At 69.9% G+C, this 19,410-nt stretch carries 14 protein-coding genes and 1 pseudogene; 8 read left to right on the top strand and 7 right to left on the bottom strand.

The features are described from left to right. The first annotated feature begins 11 nt into the window (after nt 1-11). The 3 genes from nuoL to nuoN are packed head-to-tail and all read left to right on the top strand — an operon-like array spanning nt 12 to nt 5,132. Nucleotides 12-1,907 carry an NADH-quinone oxidoreductase subunit L gene (nuoL, locus tag OG329_RS16005; RefSeq protein WP_405795812.1) on the top strand — a complete coding sequence of 632 codons (1,896 nt, stop codon included), beginning with the start codon at nt 12-14 and terminating at the stop codon, nt 1,905-1,907. 4 nt (nt 1,908-1,911) lie between these two features. Continuing rightward, complete coding sequence (locus OG329_RS16000) at nt 1,912-3,483, top strand: NADH-quinone oxidoreductase subunit M (protein WP_405795811.1); 1,572 nt, start codon at nt 1,912-1,914, stop codon at nt 3,481-3,483. Then, on the top strand, nt 3,480-5,132 hold the full coding sequence (gene nuoN / locus OG329_RS15995; protein WP_405795810.1) for an NADH-quinone oxidoreductase subunit NuoN: 1,653 nt from the start codon (nt 3,480-3,482) through the stop codon (nt 5,130-5,132). Before OG329_RS16000 ends, nuoN begins: the two co-directional genes overlap by 4 nt. 172 nt (nt 5,133-5,304) lie before the next feature. Here the strand turns inward: nuoN and OG329_RS15990 are convergent, their stop codons facing one another. Together OG329_RS15990 and fahA are read right to left on the bottom strand one after the other, a co-directional pair. Then, a complete protein-coding gene (locus OG329_RS15990) occupies nt 5,305-5,556 on the bottom strand; it encodes a hypothetical protein (protein ID WP_405795808.1) in 252 nt (83 codons plus the stop codon). A gap of 35 nt (nt 5,557-5,591) precedes the next feature. Next, nucleotides 5,592-6,815, bottom strand: a complete 1,224-nt coding sequence (gene fahA / locus OG329_RS15985) for a fumarylacetoacetase (protein ID WP_405795807.1) — start codon at nt 6,813-6,815, stop codon at nt 5,592-5,594. 318 nt (nt 6,816-7,133) lie between these two features. Here fahA and OG329_RS15980 point away from each other — a divergent pair, with 318 nt between their 5' ends. The 4 genes from OG329_RS15980 to OG329_RS15965 all read left to right on the top strand — a co-directional run bounded on the left by OG329_RS15980 (nt 7,134) and on the right by OG329_RS15965 (nt 11,613). Further along, nucleotides 7,134-8,144: a polyprenyl synthetase family protein gene (locus OG329_RS15980; protein ID WP_405795805.1), complete on the top strand. Its 1,011-nt coding sequence runs from the start codon at nt 7,134-7,136 to the stop codon at nt 8,142-8,144. A gap of 221 nt (nt 8,145-8,365) precedes the next feature. After that, the gene (locus OG329_RS15975; protein WP_405795803.1) at nt 8,366-9,661 is read left to right on the top strand and encodes a LolA family protein; all 1,296 of its coding nucleotides are present in this window, start codon (nt 8,366-8,368) and stop codon (nt 9,659-9,661) included. A 100-nt stretch (nt 9,662-9,761) separates the two neighbouring features. After that, complete coding sequence (locus tag OG329_RS15970) at nt 9,762-10,712, top strand: ATP-binding cassette domain-containing protein (RefSeq protein WP_405795801.1); 951 nt, start codon at nt 9,762-9,764, stop codon at nt 10,710-10,712. Beyond that, nucleotides 10,699-11,613 (top strand): ABC transporter permease, encoded by a 915-nt coding sequence (locus tag OG329_RS15965; RefSeq protein ID WP_405795800.1) that lies wholly within the window; start codon nt 10,699-10,701, stop codon nt 11,611-11,613. The genes OG329_RS15970 and OG329_RS15965 overlap by 14 nt, the downstream gene beginning before the upstream one ends. Nucleotides 11,614-11,625: 12 nt before the next feature. On the opposite strand, the pseudogene OG329_RS15960 reads toward OG329_RS15965, so the two are convergent. Together OG329_RS15960 and OG329_RS15955 are read right to left on the bottom strand one after the other, a co-directional pair. After that, a pseudogene (locus OG329_RS15960) lies at nt 11,626-12,660 on the bottom strand (M28 family metallopeptidase); the annotation flags it as partial. Between the two features lie 338 nt (nt 12,661-12,998). Next, nucleotides 12,999-13,487 carry a winged helix-turn-helix transcriptional regulator gene (locus tag OG329_RS15955; protein ID WP_405795799.1) on the bottom strand — a complete coding sequence of 163 codons (489 nt, stop codon included), beginning with the start codon at nt 13,485-13,487 and terminating at the stop codon, nt 12,999-13,001. An 87-nt stretch (nt 13,488-13,574) separates the two neighbouring features. Between OG329_RS15955 and OG329_RS15950 the strand changes: the two genes are divergently transcribed. Then, on the top strand, nt 13,575-15,104 hold the full coding sequence (locus OG329_RS15950; protein WP_405795798.1) for an MFS transporter: 1,530 nt from the start codon (nt 13,575-13,577) through the stop codon (nt 15,102-15,104). On the opposite strand, the gene rarD is transcribed toward OG329_RS15950, so the two are convergent. The 3 genes from rarD to OG329_RS15935 form a co-directional block, all read right to left on the bottom strand. Next, nucleotides 14,999-15,997 carry an EamA family transporter RarD gene (gene rarD / locus OG329_RS15945; RefSeq protein ID WP_405801861.1) on the bottom strand — a complete coding sequence of 333 codons (999 nt, stop codon included), beginning with the start codon at nt 15,995-15,997 and terminating at the stop codon, nt 14,999-15,001. The two genes, OG329_RS15950 and rarD, sit on opposite strands and share 106 nt — an antisense overlap. Nucleotides 15,998-16,260: 263 nt before the next feature. After that, a complete protein-coding gene (locus OG329_RS15940) occupies nt 16,261-17,319 on the bottom strand; it encodes a 2-oxoacid:ferredoxin oxidoreductase subunit beta (protein ID WP_405795796.1) in 1,059 nt (352 codons plus the stop codon). Continuing rightward, entirely contained in the window at nt 17,312-19,285 is a 1,974-nt protein-coding gene (locus OG329_RS15935) for a 2-oxoacid:acceptor oxidoreductase subunit alpha (protein ID WP_405795795.1), read from the bottom strand. Before OG329_RS15935 ends, OG329_RS15940 begins: the two co-directional genes overlap by 8 nt. Between the last annotated feature and the right edge of the window lie 125 nt (nt 19,286-19,410).

Here is a 19,410-nt window from a genome sequence, read left to right as displayed (position 1 = left end):
GTCGCTGAATCGTGGAGAATCTGATTGCGCTGCTCATCGCGGCGCCCCTGCTCGGAGCAGGTCTTCTGCTGTGCGGCGGGCGACGCCTCGACCGGGTGGGCCATATCCTCGGCACGCTGCTGGCGGCTGCCTCCTTCGTGATCGGCGTGGTGCTCTTCGCGGACATGCTGGGCAGGAGCGGCGAGGACCGCGCCCTGCACCAGCATCTGTTCAGTTGGATTCCCGTCGAGAGCTTCCAGGCGGACGTCGCCTTCCAGCTCGACCAACTGTCGATGACGTTCGTCCTGCTGATCACCGGCGTCGGCACCCTGATCCATATCTACTCCATCGGGTACATGGAGCACGACGAGCGGCGCCGCCGCTTCTTCGGCTATCTGAACCTGTTCCTCGCCGCGATGCTGCTGCTCGTCCTCGCGGACAACTACCTCCTGCTGTACTTCGGCTGGGAGGGCGTCGGCCTCGCGTCGTACCTGCTCATCGGTTTCTGGCAGCACAAGCCCAGCGCGGCGACGGCTGCCAAGAAGGCGTTCCTGGTCAACCGCGTCGGCGACATGGGTCTGTCGATCGCGATCATGCTGATGTTCACCACCTTCGGTACGTTCGCCTTCGGGCCGGTCCTGGAGTCCACCGGTGAGGCGAGCGGCGGCACGATCACCGGCATCGGCCTCATGCTGCTGCTGGCCGCCTGCGGCAAGTCGGCGCAGGTGCCGCTCCAGTCCTGGCTCGGCGACGCGATGGAGGGCCCGACCCCGGTCTCGGCCCTGATCCACGCGGCGACGATGGTGACGGCGGGCGTGTATCTGATCACCCGGTCCGGCGCGATCTTCAACGCCTCGCCGGACGCCCAACTGGTGGTCGTGATCGTCGGAGCGGTCACGCTCCTGTTCGGTGCGATCGTCGGTTGCGCGAAGGACGACATCAAGAAGGCCCTCGCGGGCTCGACGATGTCGCAGATCGGCTACATGATCCTGGCCGCGGGCCTCGGCCCCATCGGCTACGTCTTCGCGATCATGCACCTGGTGACGCACGGCTTCTTCAAGGCGGGGCTGTTCCTCGGCGCCGGCTCGGTCATGCACGGCATGAACGACGAGGTCGACATGCGCAAGTACGGGGGCTTGCGCACGTACATGCCCGTCACCTTCGTCACCTTCGGCCTCGGCTATCTGGCGATCATCGGCTTCCCGGGTCTCTCCGGCTTCTGGTCGAAGGACAAGATCATCGAGGCGGCGTTCGCCAAGGGAGGCACCGAGGGCTGGATCCTCGGCGCCGTCACCCTGCTGGGCGCGGCCCTCACGGCGTACTACATGACGCGCGTGATGCTGATGACGTTCTTCGGTGAGAAGCGCTGGCAGCCGGACGCGGAAGGCAACGAGCCGAAGCCGCACGAGTCGCCCAAGTCGATGACGATCCCGATGATCGTCCTCGCCTTCGGCTCGGTCTTCGCGGGCGGTCTGTTCTCGCTCAACGAGTCGTTCGTGAAGTGGCTGGAGCCGGTCACCCAGTTCGAGCACGGCCACCCGCCGATCAGCGCGGCGGCCGTCACCACCTGCACGGTCGTGGTGCTGCTCATCGGTGTCGGCGTCGCGTATCTCCAGTACGGCCGCAAGCCGGTGCCCAGCGTCGCGCCGCGCGGCTCGCTGGTCACCCGCGCCGCCCGCCGCGATCTCCTCCAGGACGACTTCAACCATGTGGTCCTGGTCCGCGGCGGCGAGCACCTCACCCGCTCCCTCGTATACGTCGACCACACCCTGGTCGACGGTGTCGTCAACGGCACGGCGGCGTCGTTCGGCGGGCTCTCCGGCCGGCTGCGCAAGCTGCAGAACGGCTACGCCCGCTCCTACGCGGTCTCGATGTTCGGAGGTACGGCAGTGCTCATCGCCGCGACCCTGCTGATGAGGGCGGTGTAATCAAATGTCGTTCCCCCTTCTGACGGCGACGGCGGCCGTCCCGGCGATCGGCGCGATCGTCACGGCGGCCGTCCCGGCCGCCCGGCGCACGGCGGCCAAGTGGATCGCGCTGGCCTTCTCGCTCGCCACGCTCGTACTGGCGGCGATCGCGCTGGTGCGCTTCGAGCCCGGTGGCGACCGCTACCAACTCACCGAGTCCCACGCCTGGATCTCCGACTTCGGGGTCCGATACGAACTCGGCGTGGACGGCATCGGTGTGGCGCTCATGGCGCTCACCGCCCTGCTGATCCCCTTCGTCATCCTCGCGGGCTGGCACGACGCCGACCCCGTCGAGACGAAAAGCTCCCGCTGGCGGCCGACGCAGGGCTTCTTCGCCCTGATCCTGATGGTCGAGGCGATGGTGATCCTCTCCTTCGAGGCCACCGACGTCTTCCTCTTCTACATCCTGTTCGAAGCCATGCTCATCCCGGTGTACTTCCTCATCGGCGGCTTCGGGGACCGGGCCCACGCGGGCGGCGACGAGGCCGGCGCCACCCAGCGGTCGTACGCGGCCGTGAAGTTCCTCCTCTACAACCTGGCCGGCGGCCTGATCATGCTCGCCGCCGTCATCGGTCTGTTCACACAGGCGGGGACCTTCTCGCTGGCCGAGATCGCCGAGGCCCGTGCCAACGGCACGCTGGACATGTCGACGGGCATGGAGAGGTGGCTCTTCCTGGGCTTCTTCGTCGCCTTCGCCATCAAGGCGCCGCTGTGGCCGGTGCACACCTGGCTGCCCAACGCCATGGGCGAGGCCACCGCGCCCGTCGCCGTCCTGATCACCGCGGTGGTCGACAAGGTCGGCACGTTCGCGATGCTGCGCTTCTGTCTCCAGCTCTTCCCGGAGGCGTCCAAGTGGGCGACCCCCGTGGTGCTGGTGCTGGCGCTGATCAGCATCGTCTACGGCGCGCTGCTCGCGGTCGGCCAGCGCGACATCAAGCGGCTCATCGCCTACGCGTCGATCTCGCACTTCGGCTTCATCATCATGGGCATCTTCGCGATGACCAGCCAGGGCCAGTCGGGCGCGACGCTCTACATGATCAACCACGGAATCTCGACGGCCGCGCTGCTGCTGGTCGCCGGCTTCCTGATCTCGCGGCGCGGTTCGCGGCTCATCTCGGACTACGGCGGGGTGCAGAAGGTCGCGCCGGTCCTGGCCGGCACGTTCCTGATCGGCGGTCTGGCGACGCTCTCGCTGCCGGGGCTCGCCCCGTTCGTGAGTGAGTTCCTCGTCCTGGTCGGCACGTTCAGCCGATATCCGGTGATCGGCATCATCGCGACCGTCGGTATCGTGCTCGCCGCGCTGTACGTCCTGGTCCTCTACCAGCGCACGATGACCGGACCGGTGAACGAGTCGGTCCGCGGCATGCCGGACCTGAAGCTGCGGGAGCTGGCGGTCGTCACCCCGCTGATCGCGCTCCTGCTCTTCCTGGGCGTCTACCCGAAGCCGCTGACCGACATCGTGAATCCGGCGGTGGAGCACACCATGAGTGACGTACAGAAGTCCGACCCCAAGCCCGAGGTGGAGGCAGCCCCGTGAGTGCGACAGGTGTCCACAGCCTGTGGACAACGACGGCGGCCCAGGGGATCGACAAGATCCCGGCCCCCAAGATCGAATACGCGCAACTGGCTCCCGTGCTGATCGTGCTGGGCGCCGCGGTCGTCGGGATCCTCCTTGAGGCGTTCGTCCCGAGGAAGGGGCGGTACTACGCGCAGCTCTTTCTCTCGGTCGTCGCCCTGGCCGCCGCGTTCGCCGCGGTGGTCGCCCTCGCGGCGGGCGGATACGGCAGCACCAAGGCGCATCTCGCCGCCATGGGCGCGATCGCCGTGGACGGCCCCGCGCTGTTCCTCCAGGGCGTCATCCTGCTGACGGCGATCGTCGCGGTGTTCACCTTCGCCGAGCGCAGGCTCGACCCGGCGAGCCACGGCAACCGGATCGACTCCTTCGCCGCCCAGGGCGCCTCGGTGCCCGGCAGCGACAGCGAGAAGGCGGCCGTCAAGGCCGGGTTCACCACCACCGAGGTCTTCCCGATCGCGCTGTTCGCGGTCGCCGGCATGCTGGTCTTCCCGGCCGCCAACGACCTGCTGACGCTGTTCATCGCGCTGGAGGTCTTCTCCCTCCCGCTCTACCTCCTGTGCGCGCTGGCCCGCCGCAAGCGGCTGATGTCGCAGGAGGCCGCGGTGAAGTACTTCCTGCTGGGCGCCTTCTCGTCGGCGTTCCTGCTGTTCGGTGTCGCGCTGCTGTACGGCTACGCGGGCTCGGTGTCGTACGCGCGCATCGCCGCCGTCGTGGACGGCACGGTCGGCACGGTGGACCCGGTCCTCGCGGACACCATGGGCAACGACGCGCTGCTGCTCATCGGCGGCGCGATGATCCTCATGGGCCTGCTGTTCAAGGTCGGCGCGGTGCCGTTCCACATGTGGACCCCGGACGTCTACCAAGGGGCGCCCACGCCGGTCACCGGCTTCATGGCCGCCGCGACGAAGGTGGCGGCGTTCGGCGCGCTGCTGCGGCTGCTGTACGTGGTCCTGCCGGGCCTGCGCTGGGACTGGCGGCCGGTGATGTTCGGCGTCGCGATCCTCACCATGCTGTTCGGTGCGATCGTCGCCATCACCCAGACCGACATCAAGCGCCTCCTGGCGTACTCGTCGATCGCGCACGCGGGCTTCATCCTGGCCGGTGTCATCGCGATGTCGGACGAGGGCATCTCCTCCGTCCTCTTCTACCTGGCGGCGTACTCGTTCGTGACGGTCGGCGCGTTCGCCGTCGTCACGCTGGTGCGCGACGCGGGCGGCGAGGCGACCCATCTGTCCAAGTGGGCGGGGCTCGGCAGACGTTCGCCACTGGTGGCCGCGGTCTTCGCGGTCTTCCTGCTGGCCTTCGCCGGCATCCCGCTGACCTCGGGCTTCTCCGGCAAGTTCGCCGTATTCAAGGCGGCGGCGGACGGGGGCGCCGGGGCGCTGGTCGTGGTCGGTGTGATCTCGTCGGCCATCGCCGCGTTCTTCTACATCCGGGTCATCGTGCTGATGTTCTTCAGCGAGCCGAAGGCGGACGGCCCCACGGTCGCCGTGCCCTCGCCGCTGACGATGACCACGATCGGGGTGGGCGTCGCCGTCACGCTGGTGCTGGGCGTCGCGCCGCAGTACTTCCTGGATCTGGCGAGCCAGGCGGGCGTCTTCGTGCGGTAGCCCGTACGTACGGGCATACGGCGCGGGGCCTCACCGGTGTCGGTGAGGCCCCGCGGCGCTCACGGGCTCCAGTTCCCGCCAGGCGCCAAGGCTCGTGGGCCGCGCTTGTCCTCAATCGCCGGACGGGCTCAATCTGAGCCCGTCCGGCGATCGAGGACGAACAGGACAGGGCCTAGTCCGGTGGCGGCGCCTCGGGGAGGCCCAGCGCGCCGTCCACGCAGCCGGCCGTCCAGAGGTCGTTCGTCTTCACACCGTCGGTCTCCGCGTGCTCCCCGCACTCGGACGCGGCGGCCCCCGTGTCGGACGCGTCGGCGCCGCCCAGATGGCCGCGGGGGCCCTCGTCCCGGCCGAAGGCGTAGCCGTCCGCATAGCCGAGGGCCGGCTCGCCGGCGCACGCGTTGAGGGCCAGGGCGGACAGCAGCACCACGGGGAGGGTGGTACGCGGCCACCGGGCGGTCCTCACCCCGCGGTGATCCGGCCCGTCACCTCGCCGAGGCCCACGCGGGTGCCGTCCGGGCCCGGGGCCCAGGCGGTGAGGGTGACCTCGTCGCCGTCCTGGAGGAACGTCCGCTTGCCGTCGGTCAGTTCGACCGGCTCCGTGCCGTTCCAGCTCAGCTCGATCAGCGAGCCGCGCTGGCCGCGTTCGGGGCCGCTGACCGTGCCGGAGCCGTACAGATCGCCCGTGCGCAGCGAGGCGCCGTTCACCGTCATATGGGCGAGCTGCTGCGCCGCCGTCCAGTACATGCCCGCGAACGGCGGCTCGGAGAGCACCTGGCCGTTGAGCGTGACCGTGATCCGCAGGTCGAAGCCGCCGGGCACCTCCTCGTCCGCGTCGTCCAGATACGGCAGCAGCGGGTGCGTACGGGGCGGGGGAGACACCCGCGCCGCGTCCAGGGCCTCCAGGGGCGTCACCCAGGCCGACACGGACGTGGCGAAGGACTTGCCGAGGAACGGCCCCAGCGGCACGTTCTCCCAGCCCTGGATGTCGCGCGCCGACCAGTCGTTGAGCAGCGAGAGCCCGAAGACGTGGTCGTCGAAGGCGGCCAGCTCCACCGCGGTGCCCATCGGCGACGGGGCGCCGACGACGAAGCCGACCTCCGTCTCGATGTCGAGCTTGACCGAGGGCCCGAAGACGGGAACGGGATCGGCGGGCCCCTTGCGCTGCCCGGACGGGCGCACGATGTCCGTCCCCGAGACGACGACCGTGCCCGCGCGGCCGTGGTAACCGATCGGCAGATGCTTCCAGTTCGGCGTCAGCGGCTCACCGTCGGGCCGGAAGATCCGGCCCAGGTTGGTGGCGTGGTGCTCGCTGGCGTAGAAGTCGACCCAGTCGGCGACCTCGTAAGGAAGACGCATCGTGACCGACCCGAGCGGGTGCAGCAGGGGCTCTATGTCCGGCCGGTGGGCGGGGACCGTGACCCACGCGGTGAGCGCCCGGCGTACATCGCGCCAGGTGGTGCGTCCGGCCGCCATGAGCGGGTTGAGGGAGGGCCGGTCCAGCAGCGCGGCGTACGGGGAGCCCAGCGCGTGCGCGGCGGCTCCCGCGTCGAGCACATGGCCGCCGACGCGGACCCCGAGCCGGCGGCGCTCGGGCTCGTCGGCCGTGGTGAAGACGCCGTACGGGAGGTTGTGCGGACCGAAGGGATCGCCCTCGGCCAGTTCGAGCGGGCTCTGCTCGGGCATCGGTGCTGCCTCGCTTTCCGGATCGATGCGGGACACGTTACGTCGGTGTTGCCCAGCCGCGGCAGTGATAAAAAGCGCGCAATGACCGAAAGGGCCGGAGTGTGGTGGGGTGTTGGGGGACCGTACCGGCGGTAGCCCGAACGGGCAGGGGGTGCGGACAAAGAGGGTCAGTTCCGGTCGTACTTACTGATCACGAACATACGGGTGGAGCCGGGAAGGCGCCCATGGTGATCGAAACCCGACCGGATACGCTGACTTGAATGACAGCAGCGACACATCGACAATCCATGTGATCGTCAGCAGACAGGAGTACCCCTCGTGACCGTCGTCGGGCCGTTCGGGCTGAGCGTGCGGGACCCGGCTCTTGAAGCCGATGTCCTGGCCGGGTTGTCGGCCGTGGAGGCGGGTCTCCTCGAAGCCACCAAGAGCGAGGTCCCCTTCATCACGGAAGCGGCGCAGCATCTGGTGCGCGCCGGCGGCAAGCGGTTCCGGCCGCTGGTCGTGATGCTGGCGGCCCAGTTCGGTGACCCGTACGCCCCCGGGATCGTGCCGGCGGCCGTGGTCGTCGAGCTGACCCATCTGGCGACGCTCTACCACGACGACGTGATGGACGAGGCGGACGTACGCCGGGGTGTGGACAGCGCCAACAGCCGCTGGGGCAACTCCGTCGCGGTCCTCACCGGCGACTTCCTCTTCGCGCGCGCGTCGCACATCCTGGCGGACCTCGGGCCGGAGGCCGTACGGATCCAGGCCGAGGCGTTCGAGCGGCTGGTGACGGGTCAGATCCTGGAGACGGCCGGACCGCGCGACGGGCGCGACCCCGTCAGCCACTACCTCGACGTGCTCGCCGGCAAGACCGGCGCCCTGTTCGCCGTGTCGGGCCGCTTCGGCGCGCTGACCTCCGGCGCCGACGAGTCGGTCACCGACATCCTCACGCAGTACGGCGAACGGCTCGGCGTCGCCTTCCAGCTCGCCGACGACGTCCTGGACATCGCCAGCGACTCCCACGAGTCCGGCAAGACCCCCGGCACCGATCTGCGCGAGGGCATCCCCACGCTGCCGGTGCTGCTGCTGCGCGAGCAGGCGCGGGCGCACGGCCGCCCGGAGGACGTGGAGCTGGTCGAACTGCTGGACGGCGACCTGACGGACGACGCCCGGCACGCGGAGGCGCTGAGCGGGCTGCGCGCCCACCCGGCGCTGGAGCAGGCGCGGCGGGACACCGTGCGGTACGCCGAGGAGGCGCGTACGGCGCTGACTCCGCTGCCCGCGGGCTACGCGAAGTCCGCGCTGCTGGAGCTGTGCGACGCGGTGGTCCACCGGGCGGGCTGAGTACGCCTGTTGACGGGCCCGTCCCCTACTGGTCGGGGGAGCCGGCCGCCCCGACTGTCATCCCGTGGCAGTACGCGAGGTTGCCCCTGCGGGGTGACGCTTCCGATTAGCCGATTTGGTCTTATGGAGAGCACCACCCCGGACCAATTCGAGTGAGAATGGCGGCAAGGGGTGGACGAGTGCAGAGGACGGAAGCCGCCGACCACGGAGGTAGGGCACACATGGCACCGAACGACAGCGCACAGATCACCGGCGAGACCGGCGAGACCGGGGACCTTCCGGCGGGCCGTCGCAGAGCGGCGCGCTATGTCGTCCCGGTCGCGGTCGCGGGAATCGCGGCGGCCACCATCGGTCTCGTCCCGGCGCTCGCCGCGTCGGGCGATCCGGACCTGCCGAAGATCAGCGCCCAGGAGCTGATCGAGAAGATCGCGGCGTCCGACACCGAGCAACTGTCCGGCACGGTCAAGATCACGACGGACCTCGGTATCCCGTCGCTCGGCGGCCTCGGCGGTTCCGCCGCCGGAGCGTTCGCGCCGAAGGGCGGCGCCGAGGGTGGCGGCAGCGCGGACGGCGGCGAGAAGGGCGGTTCGGCCGCCGAGCCGACCGGCCGGCTGATGGAGCTGGCCTCCGGTGAGCACACACTGCGCGTCGCCGCCGACGGACCGGACAAGCAGCGGGTGTCGATCCTCGACAGCGCCGCCGAGTACAGCCTGATCCACAACGCGGGTGAGGTGTGGGCGTACGACAGCGCTTCGAACGAGGCGTATCACGCGAAGGCGCCGGCCGACGCGAAGGGTTCCGGCGAGGACGGCAAGGACGGCAAGGACGGCAAGGACCAGGCCGTTCCGAAGGATCTGCCCGCCACGCCCCAGGACTTCGCGCAGGAGGCGCTGAAGGCGGCCGGTGACACCACCTCGGTGACCGTGGACGGCACGGCGCGGATCGCGGGCCGTGACGCCTACCAGTTGCTGATCAAGCCCAAGCAGGACGGCTCGACGGTCGGCTCGATCAAGGTGGCGGTCGACTCCAAGACGGGTACGCCACTGAAGTTCACGCTCCTGCCGAGCGGCGGGGGCAAGGCGGCGATCGATATCGGCTTCACCAAGATCGACTTCTCGAAGCCGTCCGCGTCCACCTTCGACTTCTCGCCCCCCAAGGGCGCGAAGGTGACGGAGGCCGACGAGTCGAAGGCCGCGGGCAAGGAGGCCGACGCCCACAAGTCGGCCGAGGACGCCAAGGGCCTCGGGGCCGAGCCGAACGTGATCGGCGAGGGCTGGACCGCGGTGGTCCAGCTCGACACGGGCGGCCAGACGCCGGCCGGTGGCCCGTCCGGGGACATGCCGGCCCAGGCGCAGCAGTTCATGGACGCGCTGGGCGACAAGGTCGAGGGGAAGTTCGGTTCGGGCACGGTCTTCCAGACGCGCCTGGTGAACGCCCTGATGACGGACGACGGCAAGGTCTACGTCGGCGCGGTCACCAAGGACGCGCTGGTGAAGGCGGCCGACGAGGCGAAGTAGCGCCAAGCACCACGCATGGACGCCCCGCCCCGTCGTACGCTCCGTACGGCGGGGCGGACCGCTGTCCGCACCGCGATCGGGGAGAAAGGATGGGCGCGGGATGACCGTCGTCATAGAGACACGCGGGCTCAGCAAGCGCTACCGGGGCGGGCAGCTCGCGGTCGACCGTCTCGACCTCGCCGTACCGGCCGGCAGCGTCTTCGGCTTCCTGGGCCCCAACGGCTCCGGCAAGACCACCACCATCCGCATGCTGATGGGCCTGATAGAGCCGACCGCGGGCACCGCGTCGGTCCTCGGCCGCGCCATGCCGCGCGCCGCCGGAGCCGTACTGCCGCAGGTGGGCGCGCTGATCGAAGGCCCCGCGCTGTACGGGTACTTGAACGGCCGCGACAATCTCCTGCGCTACGACTCCGCCGACCCGACGGCCGACCCACGCACCCGGCGCACCAGAGTGGCCGAGGCGCTGGAGCGGGTCGGGCTCACGGCGGCGGGCGGCAAGAAGGCGAAGGCGTACTCGCTCGGTATGAAGCAGCGGCTCGCGCTCGCCGCCGCGCTGCTCCAGCCGCGCAGACTCCTGGTGCTCGACGAGCCGACGAACGGGCTCGACCCGCAGGGCATGCGCGAGATCAGGGCGCTCGTGCGGGAGCTGGCGGGGGAGGGGACCACGGTCTTCCTCTCCTCGCATCTGCTGGACGAGATCGAGCAGGTGTGCACACACGCCGCCGTGATGGCGCGCGGCCGGCTGCTGACCCAGGGCACGGTCGCGGAGCTGGCGGCGGGCACCCGTGGACGGCTGGCGGTCACGACACCCGATCCGGCGGACGCGGCGCGGGTGTTGAAGGAGCTGGGGGTCACCGATGTGACGGTGGCCGGGGACAGGGTGACCGGGGAGCTGCCGGTGCCGGACGACGGGGAGCCGGCCGAGCGGGCGGAGCTGAACGCCGGGCTGGTACGGGCGGGGGTGCGCGTGCGGGCCTTCGGGGTCGAACGGGCGTCGCTGGAGGACGCGTTCGTGGCGCTGACGGGGGAGGGTTTCGATGTCGCGGGTTGAGGTCGATCCGGTGGGTACGGACGCGGGGGCAGATACGGGTGCCCGTGCCCGTCCCGTATCACCGCTGTGGACGTTCGGACTGCTGCGCTCCGAGCTGACCACCACCTTCCGCCGCTGGCGGACCCTCGCGCTGCTGGGCGTGCTGGCGGCCGTACCGGTCCTGATCGGTATCGCCATCAAGATCGAGACGAGCGACGGCGGTTCGGTCGGCGGCGGGGGCGGTCAGGGCGGTCCGGCCTTCCTCACGCAGGTCACGAACAACGGGCTGTTCCTCGTCTTCGCCGCGCTCGCCGCGACGTTGCCGGTCTTCCTCCCGATGGCGGTCGGCGTCGTGGCGGGTGACGCGGTCGCGGGCGAGGCGAACGCGGGCACGCTGCGCTATCTGCTGGTCGCACCGGCGGGCCGGACCCGGCTGCTGCTCGCCAAGTACGCGGCCACGCTGGTGTTCTGTCTGGCCGCGACCGTGGCGGTGGCGGTGTCCGCGCTGATCGTGGGGGCGCTGCTGTTCCCGCTCGGCGAGGTCACAACCATCTCCGGCACTCGCATTTCCTTCGGCGACGGCCTGCTCAGGGCGCTGCTGATAGCGCTGCTGGTCGCCGCCTCACTGATCGGGCTCGCGGCGCTCGGCCTGTTCGTCTCCACCCTCACCAACAGCGGTATCGCCGCCATGGCGACGACGGTCGGGCTGGTGATCACGGTGCAGATCCTGGACACGATCCCGCAGTTGCACGGGATCCACCCGTATCTCTTCCCGCACTACTGGCTGTCCTTCGCCGATCTGCTCCGCGAGCCGTTCTACTGGGACGATGTGCTGCGGAATCTCGGCCTTCAGGGCGTGTACGCGGCCGTGTTCGGCTCGGCGGCCTGGGCGCGTTTCACGGCGAAGGACATCAGTGCGTGAGGGCGCGGGTCAGGAGGCCAGCCCCCAGATCGCGTAGGCGATGGCGTCGCTGTTGCGGTTCAGCGCCGTGTCGTTGATGCTCGCCGTCGTGTCACAGGACGAGTGGTAGCAGCGGTCGAACGCCTGGCCGGCCGTGCCGCCCCACTTCTGGACCTGGGCAGTTGTCTTCGTACGTCCGGCGCCGGTGAACAGCCCGCCGACCGGTATGCCGATGGTCTTGAAGGAGGCGTGGTCCGAGCGGCCGTCGCCTTCGGTCTCGATCTCCGTCGGGACGCCGAGTCCGGCGAAGTAGGTCTTGAAGGTCTGCTCGATGGCCGGGTCGTCGTCGTAGACGAAGTAGCCGGCGTTGGAGGAGCCGATCATGTCGAAGTTCAGATAGCCGTCGAGCTTCGCGCGCTCGGCGGTCGGCAGGTTGTTCGTGTAGTAGCGGGAGCCGACCAGCCCCAGCTCCTCCGCGCCCCACCAGCCGAACCGCAGATGCTTCGTGGGCTGGAGCCCGGCTCTGGACACCGCGAGCGCGGTCTCCAGTACGGCGGCGGAGCCGGACGCGTTGTCGTTGATCCCGGCGCCCGACGTCACCGAGTCGAGGTGGGCACCGGCCATCACGACCTGGTTGGGGTCGCCGCCGGGCCAGTCGGCGATCAGGTTGTAGCCGACGCTGCCGCCGGAGGTGAACTGCTGTACGGAGGTGGTGAACCCGGCCGCGTCCAGCTTGCCCTTCACATAGTTGACCGACGCCAGATAGCCGGGGCGGCCGTGGGCGCGGTTGCCGCCGTTGGCGGCGGCTATGGAGGAGAACTGGGTGAGGTGCGCCTTGACGCTGGCGAGGGATATGTCGGGCGCGGCGAGGACGGTGGCGGGCGCGGTGGCGGGCGTGTTCGTGGTCGGCGCCGCGGGCGCGGTCGCGGTGGCGGGCGTGTTCGTGGTCGGCGCCGCGGGCGCGGTCGCGGTGGCGGTCGCGCTGGTGGTGGCCGCGAGCAGCCCACCGATCGCGAGCGCGCTGACGAGGACGGAACGAGCGGTGACGGAGAGCGAGCAGAGCTTCATGTGTGGGGGCTCCGGATTCCGTACGGGGACTGACGGAAGGTGGTGCGCATGATGCGTGCTGATGGTCGACGCGCGCTTCACTCACCGTCAAGAGCGGGAATCGGACACACGTGTTCGACTTCCGGATACTTGCGCCCCTGACATGCGACCCAGCTCGTTCGCCGTGGCCCCGGAGCGTCGGCCGGGTTGCGCGGCTCGTGGGCCACGCTTGTCCTCGATCGCCGGACGGGCCTAATAGGCCCGTCCGGCGATCGAGGACAAACCGGCTACCGGCCGGGCCCGGTCAACGTCCATCGCGGCCGGCATCGCGGCCGGCATCGCGGCCGGCGTCGTGGCCGTCAGAGCGCCGCCGCCATCGACGCCTCCGCCGTGCGCAGGTCGTAGTCCTCGCGTGCCGCCGCGATCTGGTTCTGGTGTTCCTCCGTCCAGGCCACCAGCGCGTTGATCGTCGTGTGCAGCGTCCGTCCCATCGGCGTCAGTTGGTACTCCACGCGCGGCGGCACCACCGGATGCACCGTGCGCTTCACGAGGCCGTCGCGTTCCAACTGGCGCAGTGTGACCGTCAGCATGCGCTGGCTGATGCCGTCGATCTCCCGGCGCAGCTCGGTGAAGCGCAGCGTGTTCAGGTCGAGCAGGGCGATGACCAGCAGCGACCACTTGTCGCCGATGCGGTCGAGGATCTGCCGTACCTCGCAGTCCTCGCGGGTGTCCCACTGGAAGGGGTCCGCTTCCCCGTAGTCGCAGCGGGCTGCGGCGCCCACGACGTTCGCCGCGGCGGCCGCGGTACCCGCCCGGTGCCTCGGTGACTTCAAAGTGCCTTCTTCCATGACACCCCATCGTGCCGCAGGATCGAGATGGTTACAAGAGGGAACCGACCCTCGGACCGGTAACCGATCTCTTTCGAGGAGACAGCCATGCCATCCGCCACCCGGGCCCCAGGATCCGTCCCAGCCTTGTCAGCGCGGGCCTGGGCGCTGCTGCTGGTTCTGTCCGGGACGATCTTCCTGGAGGGGATCGACGTCGCGATGCTCGCCGTCGCCGTCCCCTCCATCCGGGCCGACCTCGGTCTGTCGACCGGCACCGCGGCCTGGGTGATGAGCGCGTACATCCTCGGCTACGCCGGATTCACCCTGCTCGGCGGGCGCGCCGCCGACCTGCTCGGCCGGCGCCGGATGTTCCTGCTCTGGCTGACGGTCTTCATGCTCTTCTCCGGTCTCGGCGGCTTCGCGACCGAGGGCTGGATGCTGCTGGTCGCCCGCTTCGTCACCGGAGTGTCGGCCGCCTTCATGACCCCGGCGGCGATGTCGATCATCACCACCTCCTACGAACAGGGGCCGCAGCGCAACCGCGCACTGCTCGTCTTCGCCGGTACGGGCGCGGCAGGCTTCTCGCTCGGCATGGTCATCGGTGGTCTGCTGACACAGATCGGCTGGCGCTGGGTGTTCTTCGCCCCCGTACTGCTGGCGGGCGCCCTCCTGCTCGCCACGCTCCGGGTGCTGCCGCGTACCGGCGCCGCCGCCGAGGTGCCCGAGAAGACGGCGGACGGCTTCGACCTGCCGGGAGCCGCCGCCGCGGCGGGCGCGATGCTGCTGCTGGCCGCCGGAGTCGTACGGCTGGAGCACGGCGGTACCGGATGGCCGCTGACGGTGGGGGCGTTCGCCGTCGGACTGCTGCTGGTGTACGTGTTCGTCGGGGTCGAACGCCGGGCCGCCGCCCCGCTGGTGCGGCTCGGGATCTTCCGTAAGGCGTCGATGGTCCGCGCCGACCTGGGCGCGCTGCTGTTCCTCGGCTCGTTCTTCGGCTTCCAGTTCATGGCGACGCTCTATCTCCAGGAGCTGCGCGGCTGGTCGTCGCTGGAGACCTCGCTCGCGCTGGTACTGATGGGCATCGACGCGATCCTCGCCCCCACCCTCACGCCCCACCTGGTCAACCGGTTCGGCAACACCCGCGTGGTGATCGGCGGTTTCGTGGCGGCGCTCCTGGCGTACGGGCTGTTCCTGCCGGTCGGTATGGACTGGTCGTACGGGCTGATGGCGCCGATGCTGCTGCTGACCGGCGTCGCGTTCGCCCTGGCGTACGGGCCGCTGTCCATCACGGCGACGGACGGCGTCGAGCCGCACGAGCAGGGGCTGGCGAGCGGGCTGCTGCACACGTCGACGCAGTTCGGCTCGGCGATCGGTATCTCGGCGGTGACCGCCGTGTACGGCCTGGCGTCGACGGCGGGTCAGGAAGCGACGCTGGAGGCCTTCCGGGCGGCGCTGGTGGTGCCGGTGGTGATGGTGGTGCTGGGACTGGTGGTCACGGCGACGGGGCTGAAGCGCCGGAAGCCGCACGGCCCTCACTCACCGGACGCCCCCGCCCCGGACGCCCCCGCCCCGGATGCCCCCGCCCCGGACGCGCTCGACTCGACCCGGCCCACGGTCCTGGCCCCGTCCGGGGGCTGAGCGCGGGGCGCGGCCTTCGGGGGCGTCCCCGCCTCCGCCCGCCGCAACGCCTCCGCCCCGGCCCTCGTACGGCGGGCCGTGCGCAGCGCGTCCCACGTCAGGATCGACAGCGCCGCCCACACCAGCGCGAAGCCGGCCCACCGCTCGGCCGGCATCGCCTCGTGGAAGTACAGGATGCCCAGCAAGAACTGGAAGACCGGCGCCAGATACTGCAACAGCCCCAGCGTCGACAGCGGCACGCGTATCGCCGCCGCCCCGAAGCACACCAGCGGCACGGCGGTCACCACACCGGTGGCCGCCAGCAGCGCGGCATGCCCCGCCCCCTCCGGGCCGAAGGTGGCGTCCCCGGAGGCCCCGAGCCAGAGCAGATAGCCGAGCGCGGGCACGAAAAGGATCACGGTCTCGGCGGCCAGCGACTCCAGTCCGCCGATGTTGACCTTCTTCTTCACCAGCCCGTACGTCGCGAACGAGAACGCCAGCGCCAGCGAGATCCAGGGCGGCTGCCCGTATCCGATCGCCAGCACCAGTACGGCGGCCAGGCCGACGCCGACCGCCGTCCACTGCGCGGGCCGCAGCCGCTCCTTGAGGAGCAGCACGCCCATGGCGATGGTGACGAGAGGGTTGATGAAGTAGCCGAGGGACGCCTCGACGACATGGCCGGTGTTGACCGACCAGATGTACAGGCCCCAGTTGACGCTGATCACGGTGGCGGCGACCACGAGCAGCCCGAGCTTGCGCGGCTGGCCCAGCAACTCCCGTACCCACGCCCAGCGGCGCACCACGAGCAGCGCGATCACGACGACGGCCAGCGACCAGACCATCCGGTGGGCCAGGATCTCGACGGCGCCGGAGGGCTTGAGCAGGGGCCAGAAAAGCGGGACCAGACCCCACATGCCGTAGGCGCCGATTCCGTACAGCAATCCCGCCCGCTGCTCGCCGTCCGACTTCCCTGGCACTGGCACTGGCTTGCCCTCCCGAACCCCGCACACACATCAGTTCGACGAAGGTAGCGCCGGGCGGGCCGGCCTGTCATGCCCGTATCGCCATACGGTCATGACAGGTGGTTCAAGGTGGCTCAGGTGCGAAAAAAGACGAGGCCCGGATCTCGTGGAGGACGAGATCCGGGCCCCGGGACGTACACGCGTGGTCGGACGGCTCAGCCGACGACCGTCCACGTGTCGTTGCCGGCCAGCAACCGCGACAGGTCGCCCTTGCCCTGCTGCTCGACGGCCGTGTCGAGCTGCTCGTTCATCAGCGTGTCGTACACCGGCCGCTCCACGCTGCGCAGGACACCGATCGGCGTCTGGTGGAGCGTGTCCGGATCGGCGAGGCGCGACAGCGCGAACGCCGTGGTGGGGCTGGCGGCGTGCGCGTCGTGCACCAGGATCTGGTGCTCGTTGTCCGCCGTCACCGCTACGACGACGAGATCGCCGGTCGCCGGATCCCGTACGACACCCTTGGAGTTGTCGGCACCGAAGAGGATCCGCTCGCCGTGCTCCAGGCGGATGACCGCGTCCTGGGCCCGGTCCTTGTCCTTCATCGCCTCGAAGGCACCGTCGTTGAAGATGTTGCAGTTCTGGTAGATCTCCACGAGCGCCGTGCCCGGGTGGTCGGCCGCCTGGCGCAGCACGCTCGTGAGGTGCTTGCGGTCGGAGTCGACGGTCCGCGCCACGAAGGACGCCTCCGCGCCGATCGCCAGTGACACCGGGTTGAAGGGCGCGTCCAGCGAGCCCATCGGTGTCGACTTGGTGATCTTGCCGATCTCGGAGGTCGGTGAGTACTGCCCCTTCGTCAGCCCGTAGATCCGGTTGTTGAACAGCAGGATCTTGAGGTTGACGTTGCGCCGCAGCGCGTGGATGAGGTGGTTGCCGCCGATGGACAGCGCGTCGCCGTCACCGGTGACGACCCAGACGGACAGATCGCGGCGCGAGGAGGCGAGGCCGGTGGCGATGGCCGGCGCACGTCCGTGGATGGAGTGCATGCCGTAGGTGTTCATGTAGTACGGGAAGCGGCTGGAGCAGCCGATCCCGGACACGAACACGATGTTCTCCTTGGCCAGCCCGAGGTCCGGCATGAAGCCCTGGACGGCGGCCAGAACGGCGTAGTCACCGCAGCCGGGGCACCAGCGGACTTCCTGGTCGGACTTGAAGTCCTTCATGGTCTGCTTGGCCGCGGCCTTGGGGACGAGGGAAAGCAGCTCGTTGACCTCAGGCATCGATGGCCTCCTTGAGAGCCGTGGCGAGCTGTTCGGCCTTGAACGGCATGCCGTTGACCTGGTTGTAGGAGTGCGCGTCGATGAGGTACTTCGCCCGCAGGAGCGTGGCGAGCTGACCCAGATTCATCTCCGGCACCACGACCTTGTCGTAACGCTTCAGCACCTCGCCGAGATTCCTCGGGAAGGGGTTGATGTGGCGCAGATGCGCCTGCGCGATCGGGTGGCCGTTCGTGCGCAGCCGGCGGACGGCGGCGGTGATCGGGCCGTACGTGGAGCCCCAGCCGAGCACGAGCGTGCGCGCGCCGTCCGGGTCGTCCACGACGAGGTCCGGTACCTCGATGCCGTCGATCTTGGCCTGGCGGGTGCGGACCATGAAGTCGTGGTTGGCCGGGTCGTAGGAGATGTTGCCCGTGCCGTCCTGCTTCTCGATGCCGCCGATGCGGTGCTCGAGACCGGGGGTACCGGGCACGGCCCACGGGCGGGCCAGGGTGTGCGGGTCGCGTTTGTACGGCCAGAACACGTCCGTGCCGTCGGCCAGCGTGTGGTTGGTCCCCGACGCGAACTGCACGCCCAGGTCCGGCAGTTCGTCCTGCTCGGGGATCCGCCAGGGCTCGGAGCCGTTGGCGAGATAGCCGTCGGAGAGCAGGAAGACCGGGGTGCGGTACGTGGTCGCGATCCGGGCCGCCTCCATGGCCGCGTCGAAGCAGTCCGCCGGGGTCTGCGGGGCGACGATCGGCACCGGCGCCTCGCCGTTACGGCCGTACATCGCCTGGAGGAGGTCGGCCTGTTCGGTCTTGGTGGGCAGACCGGTCGAGGGCCCGCCGCGCTGGATCGCCACCACCAGCAGGGGCAGCTCCAGCGAGACCGCCAGGCCGATCGTCTCCGACTTGAGGGCCACACCGGGCCCGGAGGTGGTCGTCACGGCGAGGGAGCCGCCGAAGGACGCGCCGAGCGCCGCGCCGATGGCGGCGATCTCGTCCTCCGCCTGGAAGGTGCGGACGCCGAAGTTCTTGTGGCGGGACAGCTCGTGGAGGATGTCGGACGCCGGGGTGATCGGGTACGACCCGAGGAAGAGGGGCAGCTCCGCCTGGTGGGCGGCGGCGATCAGCCCGTACGACAGAGCCAGGTTCCCGGAGATGTTGCGGTAGGTGCCGGGCGGGAACGCCTTGGTGGCGGGGGCGACTTCGTAACTGACCGCGAAGTCCTCGGTGGTCTCGCCGAAGTTCCAGCCCGCGCGGAACGCGGCCACGTTGGCCTCGGCGATATGCGGCTTCTTCGCGAACTTCGTCCGCAGGAAACTCTCCGTGCCCTCGGTGGGGCGGTGGTACATCCACGACAGCAGACCCAGCGCGAACATGTTCTTCGAGCGCTCGGCCTCCTTGCGGGAGAGCCCGAAGTCCTTGAGCGCCTCGATCGTCAGCGTCGTCAGCGGGACGGGGTGGAGCTGGTACGCCTCCAGCGACCCGTCCTCCAGCGGCGAGGTGGTGTAACCGACCTTCGCCATGGGGCGCTTGGTGAACTCGTCCGTGTTGACGATGATGTCGGCACCGCGCGGCACGTCGCCGATGTTCGCCTTGAGCGCGGCCGGGTTCATCGCCACCAGCACGTTCGGCGCGTCACCCGGGGTGAGGATGTCGTGGTCGGCGAAGTGGAGCTGGAACGAGGAGACGCCCGGCAGGGTGCCGGCGGGCGCGCGGATCTCGGCCGGGAAGTTCGGCAGCGTCGACAGGTCGTTGCCGAACGACGCCGTCTCCGAGGTGAACCGGTCACCCGTGAGCTGCATGCCGTCACCGGAGTCGCCCGCGAAACGGATGATCACCCGGTCCAGACGGCGGACTTCCTTCTCGCCGGGCACGCCCGGCACACCGGACGCCTCGGACACGGTGCGCTGTTCGCCGACGACGGACTCACTCGCGTCGTCAGCCTCGTCGGCCTGCTCGGCTGGGCTACTGACCTGGCTGGTCACTGAACTGGACCTCCCTCGAGGCGGCTGCTGGGGCTGACCGGCGCGACCGGAGCACCCGGGGGCCACCCTACGTCGGTAAGGGTCGCCTTCCCTGGACCGCTCGCATGCTGGACGTCATTCTGAGA

The sequence above is a fragment of the Streptomyces sp. NBC_01506 genome (assembly GCF_045040295.1).
GTDB lineage: Bacteria > Actinomycetota > Actinomycetes > Streptomycetales > Streptomycetaceae > Streptomyces.
Note: the sequence above shows the minus strand (reverse complement) of the source record. Positions and strands in the feature narration are given on the sequence as shown.

Coding starts and splice junctions, on each gene's coding strand:
- OG329_RS16000 (WP_405795811.1), top strand. CDS start 1,912: ATGTCGTTCCCCCTTCTGACGGCGACGGCGGCCGTCCCGGCGATCGGC.
- fahA (WP_405795807.1), bottom strand. CDS start 6,815: ATGCCCGAGCAGAGCCCGCTCGAACTGGCCGAGGGCGATCCCTTCGGT.
- OG329_RS15975 (WP_405795803.1), top strand. CDS start 8,366: ATGGCACCGAACGACAGCGCACAGATCACCGGCGAGACCGGCGAGACC.
- OG329_RS15970 (WP_405795801.1), top strand. CDS start 9,762: ATGACCGTCGTCATAGAGACACGCGGGCTCAGCAAGCGCTACCGGGGC.
- OG329_RS15965 (WP_405795800.1), top strand. CDS start 10,699: ATGTCGCGGGTTGAGGTCGATCCGGTGGGTACGGACGCGGGGGCAGAT.
- OG329_RS15955 (WP_405795799.1), bottom strand. CDS start 13,487: ATGGAAGAAGGCACTTTGAAGTCACCGAGGCACCGGGCGGGTACCGCG.
- OG329_RS15950 (WP_405795798.1), top strand. CDS start 13,575: ATGCCATCCGCCACCCGGGCCCCAGGATCCGTCCCAGCCTTGTCAGCG.
- rarD (WP_405801861.1), bottom strand. CDS start 15,997: ATGTGGGGTCTGGTCCCGCTTTTCTGGCCCCTGCTCAAGCCCTCCGGC.
- OG329_RS15940 (WP_405795796.1), bottom strand. CDS start 17,319: ATGCCTGAGGTCAACGAGCTGCTTTCCCTCGTCCCCAAGGCCGCGGCC.